Origin of the sequence: Bradyrhizobium sp. PMVTL-01, from assembly GCF_051861855.1 — a bacterium.
Lineage (GTDB): Bacteria > Pseudomonadota > Alphaproteobacteria > Rhizobiales > Xanthobacteraceae > Bradyrhizobium.
Genome location: NZ_CP193982.1, coordinates 4,935,346 through 4,954,975, shown reverse-complemented (window position 1 = coordinate 4,954,975; position 19,630 = coordinate 4,935,346). Strand labels below are relative to the sequence as shown.

The window sequence follows — 19,630 nt, the reverse complement described above, 5'->3', positions numbered from 1 at the left end:
GCGTTAGTACAGACGAACGATGAAATCCGTGCCTTCGCCGGTCTCGCCCTGGTTGATACCCTGATCGGAGACGATGATCGAGGCGCCGGAGGTCAGCATCTCGTTGATCTTGGCCATGCTGTCGGCGCTCACCGAGATGCGGTCGAGCGCCTCGGTCGGGCTGTCCGGCGTCACCACCGGCTTTGCGGCGGTGGGGATCACGACGGCGCCACCCTTGCGGCGCGTGACGCGGTTGTCGTCCTCGCGCGCGGCTGAGCGGGCGGTGACGGGCAGCGACACCACCGACCAATGCAGCGCATTGGAATCGGCCTTGTCGATTTCGGCTGTGAAGACATGCGTGCCGAGCGGCCGCTCGCTCGCTGAGATCGTCACCGGCACCTCGAACAGCGGCGAAAAATTCTGGCGCACATAGAGCTTGGAATCCTTGCGGCTGATGAAGACCGCGATCTGGCCGGCCCGCTTCGGCGCGTCCGGCTTTGCCGCCGGCACTGGATCGGCGAGGCGGGTATCGTCCTTCTTCGCATCCGGCGCAGGCGACGTGGCCGTGACGGCGGCATCGGGCTTCTTGGCGGACTCGGCAGCTTCAGCCTTCGCCGTTTCGGGCTTCGCCGCTCCTGGCTTCGTGTCAGACTTTTTGGCAGCCTCGACCTTGTCGTCGGTCGCCGCTGGAGCCTTGGGCGCTTCCGCACTCTCGGCGGTCTTCGTCTCCGACCTCGCCTCGGCCTCAACCGCCGTCGCATCCGCGTCCGCGCGGACAGATGCATTGCCCGTTGTGATGTCCGACATGACGGTGTGGCCGACCGACGAGCGCAGCTCCGGCGCCGGCTCGGCACTGGCGGTTCTGGTCTCGATCGGCTTGGCGTCGGTGACCTTGGCGGCCGCGCCCTTGTCGGCCTTGTCGCCGGCATTGGTCTGAGGCTCCAGGCTGGCCCCGGGCTGCGGCGGCACGCGCAGCGAGGCGAGCAATGGATGCTGGACGCTGTGCGGCGTTATCTCGCCCGGCGTGACGATGACGCGCGCACCCATCTTGGTCCAGTTCCACATCTTCACCGCGAACGCCATCGGCATGCGGATGCAGCCATGCGAAGCCGGATAGCCCGGCAGCACGCCGGCATGCATGGCAACGCCGGACCAGGTGATCCGCTGCATGTACGGCATCGGCGCGCCGCTGTAGATGTTGGAGCGGTGGAACTTGTGCTTCTGGATGACGCTGAAGACACCCATCGGCGTCGAATGGCCCTTCATGCCGGTCGACACCGGAGATTCCGCGAACACGCCGTTGGTGTCGTAGATGGTCACCTTCTGCCGATCGATCGAGACCACGATGACGAGGGGTCCTTGCGGCTTGCTGCCGGCTTCCTTCTCGGCGACGATGGCTTTCTTGCCCGCGGCGCCGCGCTTCTGCGGCGGCCTCTGGCGCGGAATGTCGGGATGCCGGTCCTGCCGGGCGTAGTAGGACCCGTCGGAATAATCCGTCCAATAATAAAACGCTGCGTCAGCCTGGCCCGCCGTTCCGATCGCGCCCGCCGCCGCCAAAATGGCGACCTGCCAAATCCGCACTGGCTTGGCGGCAAAGCCGGACACGTTCACGCTGCTCATCCTCGAATCCATAATCCCAATCATTAGTCTCACAGAGGGGATACGCGTTCACCAGCAGAGCGGTTCTGCCATCAGCTAATTTTGTCCGAGACGTATCAAAAAAGCCTCACGGAGCGGTAAACGGCGGCCGCGCCCGGCCCAGCGTCGTCTTCCTGACCGGCCAGCCGATGCCTACATTGTGGGACTTGTTACCGGAGAACTTCATGTCATCTCGTTTCCCCGGTCTTTCCGGCATCCGCTTGAAAGGCCTCGCTTTATTCCTCCTGGCGCTGGTTGCGCCGCTGGCTTCCGCATCTGCCGCCGAGGAGCCGGATCTGATCTTCCGACGCTCCACCGTGTTCAAATGGATGAGCCCGAACGATAAGCTCGCGACCTATGGCCTCGACGACCCCGAGGTCGAGGGCGTGGCCTGTCATTTCACGGTGCCGGAGAAGGGCGGTTTCAAGGGCTGGCTCGGCCTTGCCGAGGAGGTCTCGGACATCTCGCTGGCCTGCCGTCAGGTCGGCCCGATCAAGTTCAAGGCCAAGATGGAGCAGGGCGACGACATGTTCCGTCAGCGCCGCTCCCTATTCTTCAAGAAGATGCAAATCGTACGCGGCTGCGACGCCAAGCGCAACGTGCTGGTCTACATGGTCTATTCGGACAAGCTGATCGAGGGCTCGCCGAAGAACTCGACGTCGACCGTGCCGATCATGCCGTGGGGTCCGGCTGACGCCAACGTCCAGAAGTGTGGCGAATTCTTCACTCAGTGACGCATTTGCGTTCACTCCAGTGACGCATTTGCGTTCACTCGGTGACGTGTTCGCGGCTGACGCGCGGTTTTGCCAGATGCGAGCCGGTCAGCCGCACGAACATCTGCGGCGCGGCTTCGAAGCCGCGGCTCGATTGCAGCGCCATTTCGTTCGCCGAATTGGCGCGGCTGCGAACAGGTCGTTGATCCCCGCCGTCCGTCCGCAGGCCCGCCTCGCGCGGCGTTCCGCGATCTTGCGCCATCATGATGGCAATTCCTCACGTGGATGCCGTAATCCCGGTGATCCCGGCGTCTCGGTTTCGACGGCTTGGGTCGCGGCCGAAGCGTGCCCGGTTCCACGGGACCCAGCCTTCGTTGGCCCCTCTTCAGCAGAAAAACGTAAAACGCATGTGAAGCGTGCAAGGCGGGCGCATGACGATGCCGCCGTTAGGTACCCTTGCGCACTGCGCCAGCGACTTGCGAGGCCGCTTTGAGCCGCCACACGACCTCACTGAAATGATTGGCCTTTTCCGAGAATTGTTTCGTCGCCCGACAAGGGACGAAACAATTCGCTAGCGGATGAAACCATTTTCGGCTTTCGGCGCATCACGCGCGAAACTGCCCATGGTTATCAGCGTCACAACGACGACGGCGCACCGCCGGCCACCGAATTGAGGGACAAGACCATGCGCGCGCTCAGCTTTATCCTTGCTTTCGGCTTTGTGCTCGCCGGTTCCTCGTTCGCAGGTATGCCCGACGGCAATCTCCCCGGCGTCGGTACTTTCCAGTACACCGGCTCGCCGGTCGTGACGCCGGAGCCGCAGCCGATCGTCGTCGCTACTCGCTTCTGATCAGCCGGCAAGGCCATCATGTCGCTTCGTTTCTGCGCCGCAGCGTTCATCGCCCTTCTGACGATCAATTCCGTGCAGGCGCAGGTGCGTGCGCCGTCGCGGCTGCCCGACCCACGCAGCGAATTCGTGCGTCAGTGTGCGCCGCGCATGCTCGGACGCTGGGAGCATCCGGAAGAAGTCTGCGGCTGCCTGCACGACCACGCCGCCGCCGTCGTCGAGGACCGCGATTTGCGCGAAGCGCTGCTGCGCGGCATCAGCGAGACCGGCGTGCCCACGATCGAGACCGATTGGGTGCCGACGTCAAAGCAAAGCGAGATCGGCCCGACCTTCACCAAGATCGCCAAGCCGACTCTTCAGTGCATGTTCGATCCGGCGAAGTAGCTTCTCAGCTCATCATTTTGTCTTGGGCCCCTGCCGCGGCACGCAGGAGCTCGTGCGCGAGACTCCCTTGTCGGTCATCTTCGCGCCCCGCACTTCCTTGACCTGGCCGGCGGGGCAGGTTCCGTCGTCCACGAGCACGCGCTGGCCGAGCTTGAGATCCACGATGTCCTGCTCGCGTCCGATGGTGGCTGCGCGCACCGTCGAGGCAAGCGCGATGGAGATCAGGAGCAAGAGGCAGGTCGCGTGGCGCAGCAGCATGACGTGAGGTCCCGGCATCGATGCCGCAATCTAGGAAGCGGCGGGCGATTCTCATAGCGAAGCTTCATCACGCCCGGCGAGCCTTCGGCAAAAGTCCGCGCCAAGGGCGTTGCTGGTGGCGACGAGGATCATGCGGTGCCGATCTATGCCCAGCGCATTCCGGTGCGCACCGTGCTCGGCGCGCCGGAACCTTGCCCGCGAGTGCTCGACGGCGTGACGCGCCCTGCGACGCTCGATGGCCATACGGAAGGCCGACTGCTCGAAGATGCATTGCGGGATGCATATTTTGTGGAGTACCCGAACGGCTGAAATCGGCTAGCTTGCGCGCTCCCTGAGGACATTCGAATGCCTGGAGTTGCCTGATGAATGCCGAAACGCAGCAGCGGATTCTCGACGCCGTCGATGCCGGTTTCGAAGCCCAGCTTGCGACCACCAGCGATCTCGTCGCGATCCCCTCGACCCGGGGCGCCGAGGGTCCGTGCCAGGACATGATCGGCGACCTCCTGCGCGCGCGCGGCTACGAGGTCGACGATTGGCACATCAAGGTCGACGATCTCAAGGATCTGCGCGGTTTCGGCCCGATCGAGCACGATTTCTCGAAGGCGCGCTCGGTGGTGGGCACGTATCGTCCCGGGACGGAGGCCGGCAAATCGCTGATCCTCCAGGGCCACTGCGACGTGGTGCCGGCAGGGCCTCTCGACTTGTGGGACACGCCGCCGTTCTCGCCCGTCATCAAGGACGGCAAGATGTTCGGCCGCGGTTCCTGCGACATGAAATCGGGCACCATCGGCGCGCTCTATGCGCTCGATGCGATCAAGGCTGCCGGGTTCAAGCCGACCGCGCGGATTCACTTCCAGTCCGTCATCGAGGAGGAGAGCACCGGCGTCGGCGCGCTCTCGACGCTGCAGCGCGGCTATCGTGCGGATGCCTGCTTCATCCCGGAGCCGACCGGCGGCAAGATGGTGCGCTCGCAGGTCGGCGTGATCTGGTTCCGCCTGCGCGTGAAGGGACACCCGACCCATGTCGCCTTTGCCGGCTCCGGCTCCAATGCCATCATGGCGGCCTATCATCTCGTCCAGGCGCTGCAAAAGCTCGAGATCGAATGGAACGAGCGCGCCAAGGCCGACCGTCATTTCAAGACGCTGAACCACCCCATTAACTTCAATCCCGGCATCATCAAGGGCGGCGACTGGGCCTCCAGCGTTCCGGCCTGGTGCGATGTCGATTGCCGCATCGCGATCCTGCCGGGCTGGTCGGTCGCCGACCACCAGAAGGAGATCGCGGCCTGCGTCGCGGCCGCCTCGCGCAACCACCGCTTCCTCGCCAACAATCCGCCGGAGATCGAATGGTCGGGCTTCCTGTCGGAAGGCTATGAGCTGACCGGCGCGGCGGAGCCGGAGGCTGCGTTCGGCAAGGCCTTCAACAAGGTCTATGGCGGTGCCGTGGAAGACCTCGTCTTCACTGCGCTCACCGATACCCGCTTCTACGGCCTGAACCACGGCATCCCCAGCCTCTGCTTCGGCGCCAGCGGCGGCGAGATGCACGGCTTCAACGAATATGTCGAGCTGGACTCGCTGAAGAAGACCACCAAGGCGATGGCGCTGTTCATCGCGGAATGGTGCGGGGTGGAGAAGGCGTAGCCCTCTCCGCCGTCATTGCGAGGAGCCCTTGCGACGAAGCAATCCAGGCTGCCGATACGGAAGGCAGGCTGGAATGCTTCGCTGCGCTCGCAATGACGGATGATAGTCCCGTGGGGTGGGCAAAGGCGCTCTTGTGCCGTGCCCACGAGTGCTACCGACATGACCAAGTGCGTGAGCACGCTTCGCTTTGCCTCCTGCGGGATCTCGGCTGGAGCACCCTTGCCCGAAACAGGGGCTCTCCCAAATCCTTTAAGCTTAAAATAAAGACTAGGACGGGGGGCGCGCCGGTGGCAGACTGGCGTCCGTTCCGCCGGACGAGTCCTCGGGAGTCACAATGCGCGATTGGGATGATGCTTACGCCAACTCGGCCCATATCCCGGGCTCGGACAAGCTGCCGGCGCTGTGGGCGGAGCGGGCGGCGGCCTATCGCGCCGGGCTGAAGGATTTTCGCGCCGACATCGCCTATGGCTCCGGTGAACGCCAGACGCTCGACCTGATCCTGCCTGACGGTGACAGCAAGGGCCTCGTCGTGTTCGTCCACGGCGGCTACTGGATGCGCTTCGACAAGTCGGCCTGGACGGACCTGGCCGAAGGCGCGCGGCATCATGGCTGGACCGTGGCGCTGCCGAGCTACACGCTGGCGCCAGCCGCGTGCATCTCCGACATGACCGCCGAAATCACCGCCGCCATTGCCACGGCTGCCTCGCTCGTTTCCGGCCCGATCCGGCTCGCCGGGCATTCCGCCGGCGGCCATCTCGTCACCCGCATGCTGTGCGACGACAGCCGGCTCGAGCCCGCCGTCTTCAACCGCATCGCCGGCACGCTCTCGATCAGTGGCCTGCACGATCTGCGGCCGCTGCTCAAGACGAAGATGAACGACACGCTGCACATGACCATGGAGGAGGCGACGCTGGAAAGCGCGGCGCTGCATCGGCCGCGCGGCCATTCGCCCGTGACCACCTGGGTCGGTGGGGACGAGCGTCCCGAATTCATCCGCCAGTCCGATCTGCTGGCTAATGTCTGGACCGGTTTCGACGTGCCAACGCACCTCGTGATCGAGCCTGCGCTGAACCATTTCACTGTCATCGACGGGCTCAAGGATCCGTCGTCGCAGATCACCGCGCGCCTGGTCGGCCTCGATTGACGAGGCCGGAATGATCGATCGGGAGGGCCAGCCATGACGTCCAGCGATTACGATTCCGCAAGCGAAGGCGCCGAGACCGATTTCGCCCGCCGCATGTCCTATGGCGATTATCTGGCGCTGGATTCGATCCTCGGCGCGCAGCATCCGCTGTCAGAGGCGCATGACGAGATGCTGTTCATCATCCAGCATCAGACCACGGAGCTGTGGATGCGGCTCGCTATCCACGAGCTCAGCGCCGCGCGCCGCGCCATCGCCAAAGACGAGGTTGCCCCCGCCATGAAGATGCTGGCGCGGATGTCGCGCATCTTCGAACAGTTGAACAACGCCTGGGATGTGCTGCGCACCATGACGCCGAGCGAATATACGCGCTTCCGCTCGCAGCTCGGCCAGTCCTCCGGCTTCCAGTCGCGCCAGTACCGGCTGATCGAATTCCTGCTCGGCAATCGCAACCATGCGATGCTGAAGCCGCACGCCCACGACGTGGAAACGACCAAACTGCTCGAAGCGGAGCTGGCAACGCCGAGCCTCTATGACGAGGTGCTCAGACTTGCCGACCGCCACGGGTTGAAGATGCCGCCGGCAGTGCTGTCGCGCGACGTCCGCGAGACCCACAGCTTCGACGAGGGCGTGCTGCAGGCCTGGCGTATCGTCTACGAGGCCCCGGAGACACACTGGATGCTGTATGAACTCGCCGAGAAGCTGGTCGATTTCGAGGATTATTTCCGGCGCTGGCGCTTCAACCACGTGACCACCGTGGAGCGCGTCATCGGCTTCAAGCGTGGCACCGGCGGCACTGGCGGCGTCAGCTATCTCAAACGCATGCTCGAGGTCGAGCTGTTTCCCGAACTCTGGCGCGTCCGCACCATTCTGTAGAAACGCTCATGAACAGATATCGCGTCTACGACGAGACCAAGGCCCTGTTCCATCTGCCTGAGGGCGTGATCTATCTCGACGGCAATTCGCTCGGCGCGCTGCCGCTGGGCGCTGCCGAGCGTGTCAATCGCGTCATCACGATCGAATGGGGCAACGAGCTGATCCGCGCCTGGAACAGTGCAGGCTGGTATGCGCAGCCGCGCCATGTCGGCGATCGGATCGCCCGGCTGATCGGCGCGGAAGCCGGCTCGGTCATGGTTGGCGACACGCTGTCGCTGAAGGTCTACCAGGCGCTCGCGGCTGCGCTCGACATGAACGCCTCGCGCAAGGTCGTATTGTCGGACACCGGCAATTTCCCGACCGATCTCTACATGGCCGAAGGCCTGATCGAAACGCTCGGACGCGGCCAGCAATTGCGCCTGGTAGCGCCGGAGGAGATCGAGGGCGCGCTGTCGGAGCAAGTCGCCGTCCTCTACATCACCGAGGTCGACTATCGCACCGGCCGCCGCCACGACATGGCGAAGCTCACCGCAAAGGCGCACGCGCGCGGCATCGTCACGGTCTGGGATCTCGCGCATTCGGCCGGCGCGCTGCCGGTCGATCTCGCCGGCTGTGGCGCCGACTTCGCCGCGGGATGCACTTACAAATACATCAACGCCGGCCCGGGCGCGCCAGCCTTCCTCTATGTCGCGCCGCGCCATGCCGACACTGCGCGCGCGGCGCTGTCGGGCTGGATGGGCCACGCAAAACCGTTTGCGTTCGAGCTCGCTTACGCGGCCGCCGGCGGCGTCGAGCGCATGCGCGTCGGCACGCCACCGGTACTGGCGATGGCGGCGCTGGAGGCCTCGCTCGACATCTGGGACCGCGTCGACATCGCCGAGGTGCGCGCGCGATCACTGGCGCTCGGCGATCTCCTGATTGCGGAAGTCGAACGCCGCTGTCCGCGGCTCGAGGTCGTCACGCCGCGCGAACACGAGCGCCGCGGCTCGCAGGTCTCTTTCGCCTTCGACAACGGTTACGCCGCCATGCAGGCCCTGATCGCGCGCGGCGTCATCGGCGATTTCCGTGCGCCTGACATCATGAGGTTCGGGATCACACCGCTGTATATTGGTGAGGCGGAGATCATGAAGGCCGCGGAGATCATCGAGGAGGTGATTTCAGGCGAGGTGTGGCGCCGGCCGGAATATCAGGTCGTGAACGCCGTGACGTGAGCGGGGAGGTCCCCGCCCAGCCGTCATTGCGAGGAGTTCTTGCGACCAAGCAATCTAAGATCCTTCCGCGGAGGCACTCTCGATTGCTTCGCTTCGCTCGCAATGACGGCGGATGGATCAGGAGTGCGGCCCCCACAACGCCGTCACAATCGCGTCGAGCCCATCGGTCAGCGCCGCCGGTCCCGGCTGCAATATGATCGGCGACTTGATCTCGACGATGCGGTCGTCGCGCACGGCTGGAATCTCGCTCCAGCCGTCACGTTGCTTGATGCGGGCAGGCACGACCTTCTTGCCACACCATGAGGCGAGGATCACATCGGGTGCGGCTTCGCGCACGGCGTCCGATGATACGATGCGGTCCTTCGCAGCCTGCCGATGCCGCAGGTCCTGGAAGACATCCGCGCCCCCGGCGATCTCGATCAGCTCCGAGACCCAGCCGACGCCCGAGATCAACGGATCGTCCCATTCCTCGAAATACACTTTTGGCGGCGGCGAGCGGCGAGGTGTTGCTGCAATTGCCGCGAGGCGCCGTTCAAAACCCTGAGCAAGGTCATCCGCACGTTCGACCACGCCGATCAGCGCCCCCAGCGTCCGGATCATCGCCAGGATGCCGGCGATGTCACGCTGGTTGAAGACATGGACGTCGATGCCCGCGCGCACGAGATCGGCGACGATGCCGGCCTGGAGATCGGAGAAGGCCAGCACCAAATCCGGCTCCAGGGCCAGGATCTTCGGGATGTCCGCGGAGACGAAGGCCGACACCCGCGGCTTCTCCCGCCGCACCTGCGGCGGACGGACGGCGTAGCCGGATACGCCGACGATGCGCTCCTGCTCGCCGAGCAGGTAGAGTGTCTCGACCGTTTCTTCAGTCAGGCAGACGATGCGGCGGGGCGGGTACTGGCGCATGGTCGACCATATGGTCATGCCGCGGTGGATGTCACGGCGGCCATTACCTCGGACGTCATTGCTTTGCCGCACGAAGCAATTCACGCTGAGACAACAATGAATTGGGAGGAGATCCGATGACGCCGCTCGAAAAACTCAAAGCGATGAAGATGCCGTTCGCCGAGCTCAAAGGCGTCGAGTTCGTCGAGGCCGAGAAGGACCGCGTGGTGGCGCGGATGACGGTCCGGTCCGATCTCTGCACGCTGCATCACACCATCCATGGCGGCGCGGTGATGGCGCTGGCCGATTCCGTCGGCGCTGCGGCCACCGTGATCAACCTGCCCGAGGACGCCAAGGGGACGACCACGCTGGAGAGCAAGACCAATTTCATCGGAGGGGCCAAGGAGGGGGCCACGGTGATCGCCACCGCAACCCCGGTTCACCGGGGCCGGCGGACCCAGGTCTGGACCACCCGGCTGGAGACCGAGGATGGCAAGCTGGTGGCCGTGGTGACCCAGACGCAGCTGGTCCTGTAAGATTACGGGGCCTTGATTCTGTTAACGAAAAAGTCGCTCCCCATGCCACTAAGTAGGGCAGGTTCCCGTCTTGAAATGCGTGTTGCAATGCACAATATAGGGGGCCTAGGGATTCGAACGCCTCCTCGAGGGACACCAAGAGGAGTTTTGACGTGGTACTTGAAAACACCGTGCGCACTGCCCCGGGCTATGTGCGGACCCTGATCCAGCAGGAAGAATTGCCGCTTCTGCGCGATCACCTGCTGCGACTCGATGCCGACAGCCGGCACGACCGTTTCAACGGCTTTCTCGACGACAGCTTCATCGAGCGCTACGCCGCACGCTGCGCCGAGGACGGCACCGTCATCGTGGCCTATATCGTCGACGGCGTGGTTCGCGGTGCCGCCGAACTGCATCCACCGGAAGGTGGTTCACTGCCCGAGGTCGCCTTCAGCGTGGAAGCCGCCGCACGCCGCCAGGGTGTCGGCACCGTGCTGTTCCGCCGCCTGATCGCGGAGGCGCGCTGGAAAGGTTACAAGCAGCTACGCATCACCACGGGTGTCGAGAATCAGGCGATGCGGGCGCTCGCCAGGAAGTTCGGCGCGCATCTGGCCTTCCGTCACGGGGAATCGACCGGAACGATCGATCTCGCCAAGACGCCCGAGGCCGAGCTGGCGGATCTCGCGGCCGCGCCGTTTACGGCAGGCCGGGCTCTGCTCAGCTTCAACTCGACATGCTGGAAGCTCATCTCCAGCATGTACGGCAATCGCGCCGCCTAGCTCAGACGCGGACTGGAATCAAAAAGCGGACCGGCAAAACCGGTCCGCTTTTGTGTGTCGGATCGAGAAATAAACGCTCAGGTGCCGGTGCGCGTAGCGGTGCTGAAGCGGCGCACGACGCGGCGTTCGACCACCACGGAGCGCTGCGCGCCCTGTTCGCCGGCGATCACGCGCGTGGCGGTGATGCGGCTGTTGGTCCGGGCCTGCTTTTTCACCTCGGCCTGGACGACGTCGAGCGGCATCCCCATCAGAGCTGCGGCGATCTCGGCCTGCTGCTCCTGGTCCTCGGTGATTCCGACGGCGGCGAAGATCGCCTCGTCCAGGGTCGGCGGGTCGTGACGCACGCGCCGCGTGCCATACTTGGTATTCCAGTCTGCGCTCATGGTAGCCTCATTTCGATCGGGGATACCTAGTGCTGCCTATGTTGCATTGCAATATGAATTTGGTGTGGCATCTCAGATATTCACCGCTCGCATCGATCCGGCATCAGGGCGGTGACGGAGCACCGGCATCGGCCTCGATCCGTTGCTGGGGCCAGCGCTTGAGGGCGGCGTGTCCGGCCGCGGTGAGCCGATAGATTCCCCGTTCGGCACGCTCGAACCAGCCATACACATTGTTAAGCAAGATCTTGCCGGCATCGGGACAGCGCACACGCAGCTCGCGGACGGGCCGCGGGCCGGTCGCGAGTTCCGCCGCGCAAGCCAGCGCCTGCTGCCGGTAGGCCGTCATGATCGGCGCCCGCGTGCTGCCGCCGAGCACCGGATCACCCTGGCGGCGCTGATGCTCGGCAACGAGGCGCGAGCGAATCTTCGGTTCGCGCCGCGGGGCCGCCGTCGGCGGCTTGACCAGCACCTCCACCTGGCCGTGGTCGGTCACCCCCAGCATACCGAAGCCGAGGCGGCGGCAGAGATTGCGGTAACGCGCGTCGCTCTCGCGTCCCTTGCCGCGTGCGGACATTTTGGCCGCGATCCAGACCTCGTCGCCCGCCGGCGCGCGGTCGACCGCCTGCAGGATCAGCTCGAGATTGAAGGCGAGCTTGAGCTCGCCGATCACCACGACCGGCGGGTCGCCGGGGCTGAGGCCGACCAGATCGCAGCCGCCGATCTCGCCCTTGACCGTGAAGCCGAGCTCTTCGAGGAAGCGTTTGACGGGCAGGTAGAGCGCGGTTTCCACAGGTGGTCCGATCGGAGAATCAGTTGCGGTCAGTCTAGAGCCTTCTCGGCTCAGATTGAATCCGAGCCGGCCCCGGAGGTTTCGATCTGAACGCAGCTACACCCGCCCGCCGACCGGGATCAGCGCGCCGGTGACGCCGCTGGCGGCATCGCTGGCGAGGAACAGGATCACCTCTGCGAGCTCCTGCGGCGTCACCCACCTGGAAAAATCCGCCTTCGGCATGTCGGCGCGGTTGGCCTTGGTGTCGATGATCGAGGGCAGCACCGCGTTCACGGTGACCTTGCCCTTCCACTCATTGGCGAGCGCCTCGGTGAGGCGATGCACGCCGGCCTTTGAGGCGGCATAAGGGCCCATGCCATTGCCGGCCTGGAGCGCGCCCATGGCGCCGATGTTGACGATGCGCCCGGCTCTGGACGCGGCGAGATGCGGCAGCGCGGCGCGCGAGGCGTTGAGCGCCGTCAACACGTTCAGCGCATGCATGCGTTGCCACGTCGCGATGTCACCGTCGCCGACGGTCTCGAAGGCGAAGCCACCGGCGATGTTGATCAGTGCGTCGATCCGGCCGAAATGCTTGGCCGACGCATCGATCGCCGTCTTCGCCTGCGCGGCGTCGGACAGGTCGACGCCGCCGATCTCGATGCGCTCGGGCGTCGCTGACAGTTGCGAGGGCGCATGATCGATGCCGGCGATGAGCGCGCCGCGCGCCTGCGCGATGTCGGCGACCACCTTGCCAAGCGCGCCGAGCACGCCGGTGACGACCAGAACCTTGCCTTGCATCATCGTTCTCCCGGCGCTGCCGCTAGGCTTGCAGATAGCGCGCCTTCAGTGCGGTGCGCTCTGCTGTGCCGAGGTTGAGCCCATCGCGCAAGTAGGTTTCGAGATCGCCATGGTCGCGGCCGACCGCTTCGAAGGCGGCCGTCAGGTACGAGGCTTCGACCGAGCCGATCGCGTCGAGAACTTCGGCGGGAAGATCGGCGGTGTTCGACGGGTCGCGCTTGTAGTGGCGGTTGGTCAAAAGGTAATCCTCGGCAATGACGTCGTCGGGGACGCCCAGCGCATGCAGGATCAGCGCGCTGGCAAACCCAGTGCGGTCCTTGCCGGCGGTGCAGTGGATCACGAGCGGCGCGCGGTCTTCGAGCAAATGGCCGAACAGCGCGCGAAAACTATGCGTGTTGTGGCGAACATAGTTGCGATAGGACTCGCGCATCAGCTCGAGCGCAACGGGGGCGGTCAACGTCCCTCTCGCGAGTTCGGCGCGCAGCGCGGCGACGACGGTCGGCTCGATCGGCAGCGAATACACAGTGATCTCGTTCACGACGCAGACGCCGGCCGCACGCTCCTCGACACCGCGGAAATCGAACGCGCTTCTGATGCCGAGCGCGCGGACGATCTCGACATCGGCTGCAGTGAGCTGCCCGAGATGATTGGAGCGAAAGATGTGCCGCCAGCGCGTGGTTCGGCCGTCGGCGGTCCGATAGCCGCCGAGATCGCGAAAGTTGCTGGCGCCTTGCAACGCGAGATGGCGGGGAGGGGGGTCTTTAAGGGAGGAGTCTTGCATGAGATCAGCTTGGGTTATGATTCCAGCGGACGCATGGCGGGCGTCCTTGAGGTCTATTACAGGGGGCGATCATGGGCCGGCACAAGGCCATTGTTTTGGCGATCACCATGCTGGTGGATGGAATTTTCGGATCGCGGCAGGCTGATGCGCAGACGTTCAAAACCTACCGCTGCGCCGATGGTACGCAGTTCATCGTGGGGTTTTACGACTACGACAAGCGTGCCTTCCTGCAGATCGACGGTGAACCGGTCACGCTCGCCAAGCGGCTGACGCTGTCGGGCGCGCGCTATTCCGGGGCGGGGATCACACTGAGCATCCCCAAGTCCGGGCCCACCACGGTCAAGCACCTGAAGCGGCCGGTCACGGCCTGCGCGGTGATCGAAAAGCCCGGGATCTAGCCGGGAGGCCAACGAGAATCAAAAAGGGCCGAAACGCCGTTGTTTCGACCCTTTTTCAAACTGCTGCCGGCCACTTGCGAGAGCCCGGCGCTTTCAAACCAGCAGCTTGCATCAGCGTTCCCATTTGGGCTTGGCTTCGTCGACCGCATCCTGGTGATACCAGCTGTCGCTGCAGATCGAGACGTTCGCGGGAAGCGAAGCGTGATCGGCGGGAAGGCGGGTCTCGCCATAGCGGCGTCCGGCGAGAGCTGAGCGGCCCCCGACAGGGAATTGGTAGATCTTCGCAGATCCGTGACTCAGACCATTGTTCATCATTGCGATTCTCCTTGGTCGAAGCGCCTTGGCCTCCATGGTGCGCCCGACTCGTTCGATTGTGGTTACTGGAATCCCCATATCGGCCGCGCATCCCGAATTGGGAAGTGCTGAAAAGGAGATCAGTTGCGGCCTATTTTCTAGGCACGCAGCCGCCTGCACCCCCAAAGGCACCGTATGAGTGGGTAACGCCTAGGCCATTCCAAAGGTTGCTCGGCAGGTGCCTGGTGCTTTACGAAAATTGCGGCACGTTGATGCGCGTTTCATCGGCAGCCTTCGGCACGGGGCGGCCTGCTCCACAATAGGGCGTTTTTCCGCGGAATTTTGCGGTGCAGCTTCACGCGAAGGTGCGCGGCTATGACGCAGGTCGCCTGTGGACGGTTTGCCGGCGTCGCGGAGCGGCCGGCTGCCGTGGAGAACCTCCGCACTGCGGCTTTTTGGCACGTTAAATGCTTGTAAAGCGCCGGCCGATGATGGCCGGGTACAAACGTGCGGGGACTAGCGGTCCCCACCTTTCGCATCATCTACAGAGAGGCTCAATGACCAAGTACAAGCTCGAGTACATTTGGCTCGACGGATATACGCCGACTCCGAACTTGCGCGGCAAAACTCAGATCAAGGAATTCGCGTCGTTCCCGACGCTCGAGCAGCTTCCGCTCTGGGGCTTCGATGGCTCCTCCACCCAGCAGGCCGAAGGCCACAGCTCCGATTGCGTGCTGAAGCCGGTCGCCGTGTTCCCGGACGGGGCGCGCACCAACGGCGTGCTCGTGATGTGCGAAGTCATGATGCCCGACGGCAAGACCCCGCATCCGTCCAACAAGCGCGCCACCATCCTCGATGACGCCGGCGCCTGGTTCGGCTTCGAGCAGGAATACTTCTTCTACAAGGACGGCCGTCCGCTCGGCTTCCCGACCGCCGGCTATCCGGCGCCGCAGGGGCCGTACTACACCGGAGTCGGCTTCTCGAACGTCGGCGACGTCGCCCGCAAGATCGTCGAAGAGCATCTCGACCTCTGCTTGGCTGCCGGCATCAACCATGAAGGCATCAACGCGGAAGTCGCCAAGGGCCAGTGGGAATTCCAGATCTTCGGCAAGGGCTCCAAGACCGCTGCCGACCAGATGTGGATGGCCCGCTACCTGATGCTGCGCCTCACCGAGAAGTACGGCATCGACATCGAATTCCACTGCAAGCCGCTTGGCGACACCGACTGGAACGGTTCGGGCATGCACGCCAACTTCTCGACCGCCTACATGCGTGAAGTCGGCGGCAAGGAGTATTTCGAGGCGCTGATGGCGGCCTTCGAGAAGAACCTGATGGACCACATCGCCGTCTACGGCCCGGACAACGACAAGCGTCTGACCGGCAAGCACGAGACCGCGCCGTGGAACAAGTTCAGCTACGGCGTTGCCGATCGCGGTGCCTCGATCCGCGTTCCGCACTCCTTCATCAACAACGGCTACAAGGGCTATCTGGAAGACCGCCGTCCGAACTCGCAAGGCGACCCCTACCAGATCGCTTCGCAGATCCTGAAGACGATCTCGTCCGTGCCGACCGACAAGAAGGCCGCGGCCTAAGATCCTCCCGGCCCGGGCTGGGGGCTGGCCCAGGGTGGCATTCAATCCGCCGGAGCGAAGGCTCCGGCGGATTTTGCATTCTGATGACAGCCATCCTCACGATGCGCGGGGCAGCGCCGCGTGAAACTTGTCCATCGCCGTCGAAAGAGGGATAGAGTGCTGCTGGATGCGCGCGGGCCGGGGACACGGCTGGTGTTTGAGGGTTTCTACAAGGTGCGGTTTCAGCTCGGCGACGCCGTCGGCCGGAGCGTCATGCATGCCGGGAATGGCAAGATGCTCGGGGGCAATTCGGCCTTCGCCCATATCGGCACCTATGAGAAGACCGACGAGGGCGTCAACGTCGTGATCAAGACGGTCCGCCACAACCCCGATCCGAACTACCGCGCCATGGCCGGCACCGACGATGCGACCTTGCTGGCGAAGGGCTGGGCCGACGGCGATCTCTATCGCTTCAAGGGCGAGCTGAAAGAACTGCCGGGCGTGCCCTTCCAGTCGGTGATGACGCCGATCACGCAGGACGAGGTGCCGCTCGCGGGCGGCGTCGGCGAGGGCGGCATTGCCAATGGCCTCTACTCGGTTCATCTGCGCATGCTCGACGGCATCGACGGCGGCCTCACCGGCGTGATGCTGCTCAACCAGGGCCGCATCCTCGGCGGCGATGCGGCGTTCTACTATCTCGGCAGCTACACCGCCGCAAAGGGCCGCTGGAAAGGTCAGATCCTCAACCAGGAGCACACGCCGGCCAAGGACGATCCGATCTTCGGCGGCCACGAGGTCGGCATCGGCTTTTCCGGAAGCTATGACGCCGAGGCGGCGGTGCTGGAGGCCACAGCGCTCGCCGGCAAGCGATCCTTGCGCCTCACCGCCGCGCTCAAGCTGATGCAACGCGCTTGAACGCCACAGGAATTGCACATGGAAAACGTTCGCATGCTCTCGACGCTCGGCCTGGCGGGCGCGATGCGCAGCCTGTCCTCCGCCTTTGAAACCGCCAGCGGCATTCACGTCGATGCGGATTTCGCGCCGACCCTGGCCCTGCTCAAGCGCCTGCGCGCTGGCGAGACCGCCGATCTCGTCATCCTCACGCGCGAGGGGCTCGACGAGATGATCGGCGAGGGCCGTGTGGCCGCGGAAAGCGCAGCGGATCTGGCGCGCTCCTTCGTCGGCATTGCCGTGCGGGCAGGGCAGCCGCACCCTGATATCGCCAGCGAAGCTGCGCTGCGCCAGACGCTGCTCGCAGCGCGGTCCGTTGCCTATTCGCGGCTGGGTGCGAGCGGCGTGTACTTCGCCCAGCTGATCGTGCGGATGGGGGTTGCGGCCGAGATCAACGCCAGGGCCACCATCGTCGAGCAAGGTTTTACGGCGGAGCGGCTCGTCAGCGGCGAGGCTGACCTCGCCGTGCAGCAGATCAGCGAGCTTAAGCAGGTCGGCGGCATCGAGGTGGTCGGCCCGATCCCGCATGAGCTGCAAACACCGGCGGTGTTTTCTGCCGGCCGCATGGCGAACGCCAACGACGCCGTCGCGGCCGATCGGCTGCTGCGCTACCTGGCCTCACCGGAGGTCGTTCCTGTCCTCCGCCAATCCGGACTCGAGCCTTGAATTTGCCGGGGCGGGGACGCAACGTAGCGATCATGCGAACCCATCTCCTTGCCATCGCCGTCGCACTTGCCGCGCCTCTCGCAGCTCACGCGCAATCGGCCGACCTCGTCCTGTGCGACCGGGTCGCGGCCGATCCCAGCGATCCCGACAAGCCCGCCGATGTGAAGGGTGTTGCGGAGATCGCCGCCTCCGACGTTGCAACTGCGATCAAGTTCTGCAAGCAGGCGGCAGGCTCTTCTCGGCGCGCGATGTTCGCGCTCGGGCGCGCCTATGCGGCGAACAGGCAGACGGCGGAGGCTATCGCCGCCTGGCGCAAGGCGGCGGACAAGGGATCGAGCGCGGCGATGGTCGAACTCGGCGTGCTCTACGGCACCGGCTCCGGCGTTGCAAAGGATGAAGCGCAAGCGCGAAAGTTGTTCGAGAAGGCGGCGCAATCAGGCAATCCCCGCGGCGTCAGCAACCTTGCCGCGCTCGGCAGCGCAGGTGGCGCGGCGCCGGCCGATCCCGCCCAGGCGCGTGCGCTGCTCGGCAAGGCCGCCGAGACCAATGCGGAGGCGCAGTACCAGCTCGGCCTGATGCTGTCCGAAGGCGATGGCGGCGCAAAGGACGACGTCGCGGCGCGCGCGCTGTTCGAGAAGGCGGCAGCGCAAAACCATCCCGGTGCGCTGGAGCGGATGGGCGCCTTCGCGGAAGGCGGCCGCGGTGGTCCGAAGGACAAGGACGCCGCAAAGGCCTATTACGAGCGCGCCGCAGCGCTCGGCGACGAGGATGCCAAGAAGGCGCTGGAGCGCATCCGCTGTCCCTATGCCATCAAGGACAAGCAGGGCAAGCTCGTCACCACGCTGTGCTTCTAGCTCACTTCATGTAGTAGGTGAGATTGTTGCGGCCGTCGCAATAGGTCGTCTCGAGATAATCCGGATACTCGGCGGCGGCCTGCTGTCGCGCGCTGACGCCGGTGGGTTCGACGGGCTCAAGCAGGAACCAGCTCCGGCACCGGTCGTTGAACCCCGACAAGCGGGAGGCCCGATCATGATCCGCAAGCTGGCATCCGGCGAATATCGCCTCTACTCACGCAAGGTGAATCCGAAGACCGGCAAGCGCCGCAACCTCGGCACCTTCAGGAGCCGTGCGGCGGCCGAGAAGCACGAGCGCGAGGTGCAGTACTTCAAGCGCCACTGAGGCAAGGCGCCGGCCCTCAAAAACAAAAACTCGAAAACAACCCCATGCACAGTAGGGCCTCCGCTGAAAACACAGCGAAATCCGCATTTTGCGGATTTTACGAAGTCCGTTTGACCCGTCGGGCAAAACAGGGGTATAGTGGCATCATTGTAACCGAGGTTCGGAGCGGCCCCCTGCGTGGAAATGCGGGGTGGAATCGATGCGGCCGCAATGCTAGGTAGCCCGCGATTCCATTTGATTTTACGGGCAAATTGCATTGCTGGACGGACTCTACAAAGTTGAATACGGCGTCAACGATGCGTTCGGCCGCAGCATCATGTGCCTGCACGACGGCAAGATGCTGGGCGGCAATTCGGGCTTTGCGCATCTTGGCACCTATGTGGAGCGCGACGGCGAGATCAGCGCCGAGGTCATCACCGAGCGGCATAACCTCGATCCCAACTACAAGCCGCTGATGGGAGCGGACGTCGCCAAGATCGGGGCGCGGGGCCGGCTGCACGGCAACGAGATCCGTCTTGAGGGCGGCGCGGACACCCTGCCGGGCGCCCGTTTCTGGGCCAATCTCACGCGGCTCGATGACGGGGCGCTGCCGCCACGCGGCACGATCGGGAAGGGCGGCATCGCCAACGGGCTCTATGGGATGAGCCTGCGCGCGCTCGACGGGGTCGATGCAGGCCTCTCGGGCGTGATGCTGCTGATCGACGGCCGGATCCTCGGGGGCGATGCGTTCTTCTACTATCTCGGCTCGTATTCCTCGGCGGAAGGCCGCTGGAAGGGCGAGATGCTGAACCAGGAGCACACGCCGGCGAAAGGCGAGAACCCCGTGTTCGGCGGCTACGAGGTCGGCATCGGCTTCTCCGGGACCTGCACGGAAGACACCGGCGAGCTCGAAGGCATCGCGCTCGCCGGCAAGCGCAGCCTGCGCCTTGCGGCCTCGCTCAAACTGATGCGGCGGGCGTAGGGCGCGCACTCAT

General features: G+C 64.7%; 26 protein-coding genes and 1 pseudogene. 17 read left to right on the top strand and 10 right to left on the bottom strand.

What is annotated here, in order from left to right:
* Window positions 1–3: 3 nt before the first annotated feature.
* Entirely contained in the window at window positions 4–1,599 is a 1,596-nt protein-coding gene (locus ACRQ5Q_RS24120) for a L,D-transpeptidase family protein (protein WP_439392526.1), read from the bottom strand.
* A gap of 203 nt (window positions 1,600–1,802) precedes the next feature.
* Here ACRQ5Q_RS24120 and ACRQ5Q_RS24115 point away from each other — a divergent pair, with 203 nt between their 5' ends.
* Window positions 1,803–2,351, top strand: coding sequence for a CreA family protein (locus ACRQ5Q_RS24115; RefSeq protein ID WP_439375143.1), 549 nt, complete (start codon window positions 1,803–1,805; stop codon window positions 2,349–2,351).
* Between the two features lie 34 nt (window positions 2,352–2,385).
* Here the strand turns inward: ACRQ5Q_RS24115 and ACRQ5Q_RS24110 are convergent, their stop codons facing one another.
* The gene (locus ACRQ5Q_RS24110; protein WP_439392525.1) at window positions 2,386–2,595 is read right to left on the bottom strand and encodes a hypothetical protein; all 210 of its coding nucleotides are present in this window, start codon (window positions 2,593–2,595) and stop codon (window positions 2,386–2,388) included.
* Between the two features lie 420 nt (window positions 2,596–3,015).
* On the opposite strand from ACRQ5Q_RS24110, the gene ACRQ5Q_RS24105 reads away from it, so the two are divergent.
* Window positions 3,016–3,180, top strand: a complete 165-nt coding sequence (locus ACRQ5Q_RS24105; protein WP_439375145.1) for a hypothetical protein — start codon at window positions 3,016–3,018, stop codon at window positions 3,178–3,180.
* Window positions 3,181–3,198: 18 nt separating this feature from the next.
* Window positions 3,199–3,561 carry a hypothetical protein gene (locus ACRQ5Q_RS24100; RefSeq protein WP_439375146.1) on the top strand — a complete coding sequence of 121 codons (363 nt, stop codon included), beginning with the start codon at window positions 3,199–3,201 and terminating at the stop codon, window positions 3,559–3,561.
* Window positions 3,562–3,573: 12 nt separating this feature from the next.
* Here ACRQ5Q_RS24100 and ACRQ5Q_RS24095 read toward each other — a convergent pair whose 3' ends face one another.
* The gene (locus tag ACRQ5Q_RS24095) at window positions 3,574–3,819 is read right to left on the bottom strand and encodes a DUF6719 family protein (protein WP_439375147.1); all 246 of its coding nucleotides are present in this window, start codon (window positions 3,817–3,819) and stop codon (window positions 3,574–3,576) included.
* Window positions 3,820–3,897: 78 nt separating this feature from the next.
* Here ACRQ5Q_RS24095 and ACRQ5Q_RS24090 point away from each other — a divergent pair.
* The 5 genes and pseudogenes from ACRQ5Q_RS24090 to kynU all read left to right on the top strand — a co-directional run.
* Window positions 3,898–4,128: pseudogene (locus ACRQ5Q_RS24090) on the top strand (pyridoxamine 5'-phosphate oxidase family protein); the annotation flags it as partial.
* Between the two features lie 53 nt (window positions 4,129–4,181).
* A complete protein-coding gene (locus ACRQ5Q_RS24085; protein ID WP_439375148.1) occupies window positions 4,182–5,459 on the top strand; it encodes an ArgE/DapE family deacylase in 1,278 nt (425 codons plus the stop codon).
* A gap of 334 nt (window positions 5,460–5,793) precedes the next feature.
* On the top strand, window positions 5,794–6,603 hold the full coding sequence (locus tag ACRQ5Q_RS24080) for an alpha/beta hydrolase (RefSeq protein WP_439392524.1): 810 nt from the start codon (window positions 5,794–5,796) through the stop codon (window positions 6,601–6,603).
* A 33-nt stretch (window positions 6,604–6,636) separates the two neighbouring features.
* On the top strand, window positions 6,637–7,476 hold the full coding sequence (gene kynA / locus ACRQ5Q_RS24075) for a tryptophan 2,3-dioxygenase (RefSeq protein ID WP_439392523.1): 840 nt from the start codon (window positions 6,637–6,639) through the stop codon (window positions 7,474–7,476).
* A gap of 8 nt (window positions 7,477–7,484) precedes the next feature.
* A complete protein-coding gene (kynU, locus tag ACRQ5Q_RS24070; RefSeq protein ID WP_439375151.1) occupies window positions 7,485–8,687 on the top strand; it encodes a kynureninase in 1,203 nt (400 codons plus the stop codon).
* 117 nt (window positions 8,688–8,804) lie between these two features.
* Here kynU and ACRQ5Q_RS24065 read toward each other — a convergent pair whose 3' ends face one another.
* Complete coding sequence (locus ACRQ5Q_RS24065; RefSeq protein ID WP_439399859.1) at window positions 8,805–9,593, bottom strand: cobalamin-binding protein; 789 nt, start codon at window positions 9,591–9,593, stop codon at window positions 8,805–8,807.
* 116 nt (window positions 9,594–9,709) lie between these two features.
* Between ACRQ5Q_RS24065 and ACRQ5Q_RS24060 the strand changes: the two genes are divergently transcribed.
* Complete coding sequence (locus tag ACRQ5Q_RS24060; protein ID WP_439392522.1) at window positions 9,710–10,108, top strand: PaaI family thioesterase; 399 nt, start codon at window positions 9,710–9,712, stop codon at window positions 10,106–10,108.
* Between the two features lie 152 nt (window positions 10,109–10,260).
* Window positions 10,261–10,866 carry a GNAT family N-acetyltransferase gene (locus tag ACRQ5Q_RS24055; protein WP_439375152.1) on the top strand — a complete coding sequence of 202 codons (606 nt, stop codon included), beginning with the start codon at window positions 10,261–10,263 and terminating at the stop codon, window positions 10,864–10,866.
* 77 nt (window positions 10,867–10,943) lie between these two features.
* Here the strand turns inward: ACRQ5Q_RS24055 and ACRQ5Q_RS24050 are convergent, their stop codons facing one another.
* The 4 genes from ACRQ5Q_RS24050 to ACRQ5Q_RS24035 form a co-directional block, all read right to left on the bottom strand.
* On the bottom strand, window positions 10,944–11,249 hold the full coding sequence (locus ACRQ5Q_RS24050; RefSeq protein ID WP_439392521.1) for a hypothetical protein: 306 nt from the start codon (window positions 11,247–11,249) through the stop codon (window positions 10,944–10,946).
* Between the two features lie 103 nt (window positions 11,250–11,352).
* Window positions 11,353–12,039: a DUF2161 domain-containing phosphodiesterase gene (locus tag ACRQ5Q_RS24045; RefSeq protein ID WP_439375153.1), complete on the bottom strand. Its 687-nt coding sequence runs from the start codon at window positions 12,037–12,039 to the stop codon at window positions 11,353–11,355.
* Between the two features lie 96 nt (window positions 12,040–12,135).
* Window positions 12,136–12,816 (bottom strand): SDR family oxidoreductase, encoded by a 681-nt coding sequence (locus ACRQ5Q_RS24040; RefSeq protein ID WP_439375587.1) that lies wholly within the window; start codon window positions 12,814–12,816, stop codon window positions 12,136–12,138.
* A 22-nt stretch (window positions 12,817–12,838) separates the two neighbouring features.
* Entirely contained in the window at window positions 12,839–13,597 is a 759-nt protein-coding gene (locus ACRQ5Q_RS24035) for a tyrosine-protein phosphatase (protein ID WP_439392520.1), read from the bottom strand.
* A gap of 71 nt (window positions 13,598–13,668) precedes the next feature.
* Between ACRQ5Q_RS24035 and ACRQ5Q_RS24030 the strand changes: the two genes are divergently transcribed.
* Window positions 13,669–13,995 carry an MliC family protein gene (locus ACRQ5Q_RS24030; protein ID WP_439375155.1) on the top strand — a complete coding sequence of 109 codons (327 nt, stop codon included), beginning with the start codon at window positions 13,669–13,671 and terminating at the stop codon, window positions 13,993–13,995.
* A gap of 111 nt (window positions 13,996–14,106) precedes the next feature.
* Here the strand turns inward: ACRQ5Q_RS24030 and ACRQ5Q_RS24025 are convergent, their stop codons facing one another.
* Window positions 14,107–14,310 (bottom strand): DUF2735 domain-containing protein, encoded by a 204-nt coding sequence (locus ACRQ5Q_RS24025; protein WP_439375156.1) that lies wholly within the window; start codon window positions 14,308–14,310, stop codon window positions 14,107–14,109.
* A gap of 536 nt (window positions 14,311–14,846) precedes the next feature.
* On the opposite strand from ACRQ5Q_RS24025, the gene ACRQ5Q_RS24020 reads away from it, so the two are divergent.
* The 4 genes from ACRQ5Q_RS24020 to ACRQ5Q_RS24005 all read left to right on the top strand — a co-directional run bounded on the left by ACRQ5Q_RS24020 (window position 14,847) and on the right by ACRQ5Q_RS24005 (window position 18,331).
* A complete protein-coding gene (locus ACRQ5Q_RS24020; protein WP_260370112.1) occupies window positions 14,847–15,881 on the top strand; it encodes a glutamine synthetase beta-grasp domain-containing protein in 1,035 nt (344 codons plus the stop codon).
* A 192-nt stretch (window positions 15,882–16,073) separates the two neighbouring features.
* Complete coding sequence (locus ACRQ5Q_RS24015) at window positions 16,074–16,775, top strand: GrlR family regulatory protein (protein WP_439375588.1); 702 nt, start codon at window positions 16,074–16,076, stop codon at window positions 16,773–16,775.
* Between the two features lie 18 nt (window positions 16,776–16,793).
* Complete coding sequence (locus ACRQ5Q_RS24010; protein WP_439392519.1) at window positions 16,794–17,477, top strand: substrate-binding domain-containing protein; 684 nt, start codon at window positions 16,794–16,796, stop codon at window positions 17,475–17,477.
* Window positions 17,478–17,509: 32 nt separating this feature from the next.
* Complete coding sequence (locus ACRQ5Q_RS24005; protein WP_439392518.1) at window positions 17,510–18,331, top strand: tetratricopeptide repeat protein; 822 nt, start codon at window positions 17,510–17,512, stop codon at window positions 18,329–18,331.
* A gap of 1 nt (window position 18,332) precedes the next feature.
* Here ACRQ5Q_RS24005 and ACRQ5Q_RS24000 read toward each other — a convergent pair whose 3' ends face one another.
* Entirely contained in the window at window positions 18,333–18,491 is a 159-nt protein-coding gene (locus ACRQ5Q_RS24000) for a hypothetical protein (protein WP_439375159.1), read from the bottom strand.
* 15 nt (window positions 18,492–18,506) lie between these two features.
* Between ACRQ5Q_RS24000 and ACRQ5Q_RS23995 the strand changes: the two genes are divergently transcribed.
* Window positions 18,507–18,656 (top strand): hypothetical protein, encoded by a 150-nt coding sequence (locus tag ACRQ5Q_RS23995; protein ID WP_007591825.1) that lies wholly within the window; start codon window positions 18,507–18,509, stop codon window positions 18,654–18,656.
* 256 nt (window positions 18,657–18,912) lie between these two features.
* Entirely contained in the window at window positions 18,913–19,617 is a 705-nt protein-coding gene (locus ACRQ5Q_RS23990; RefSeq protein ID WP_439375160.1) for a GrlR family regulatory protein, read from the top strand.
* Window positions 19,618–19,630: the final 13 nt, after the last annotated feature.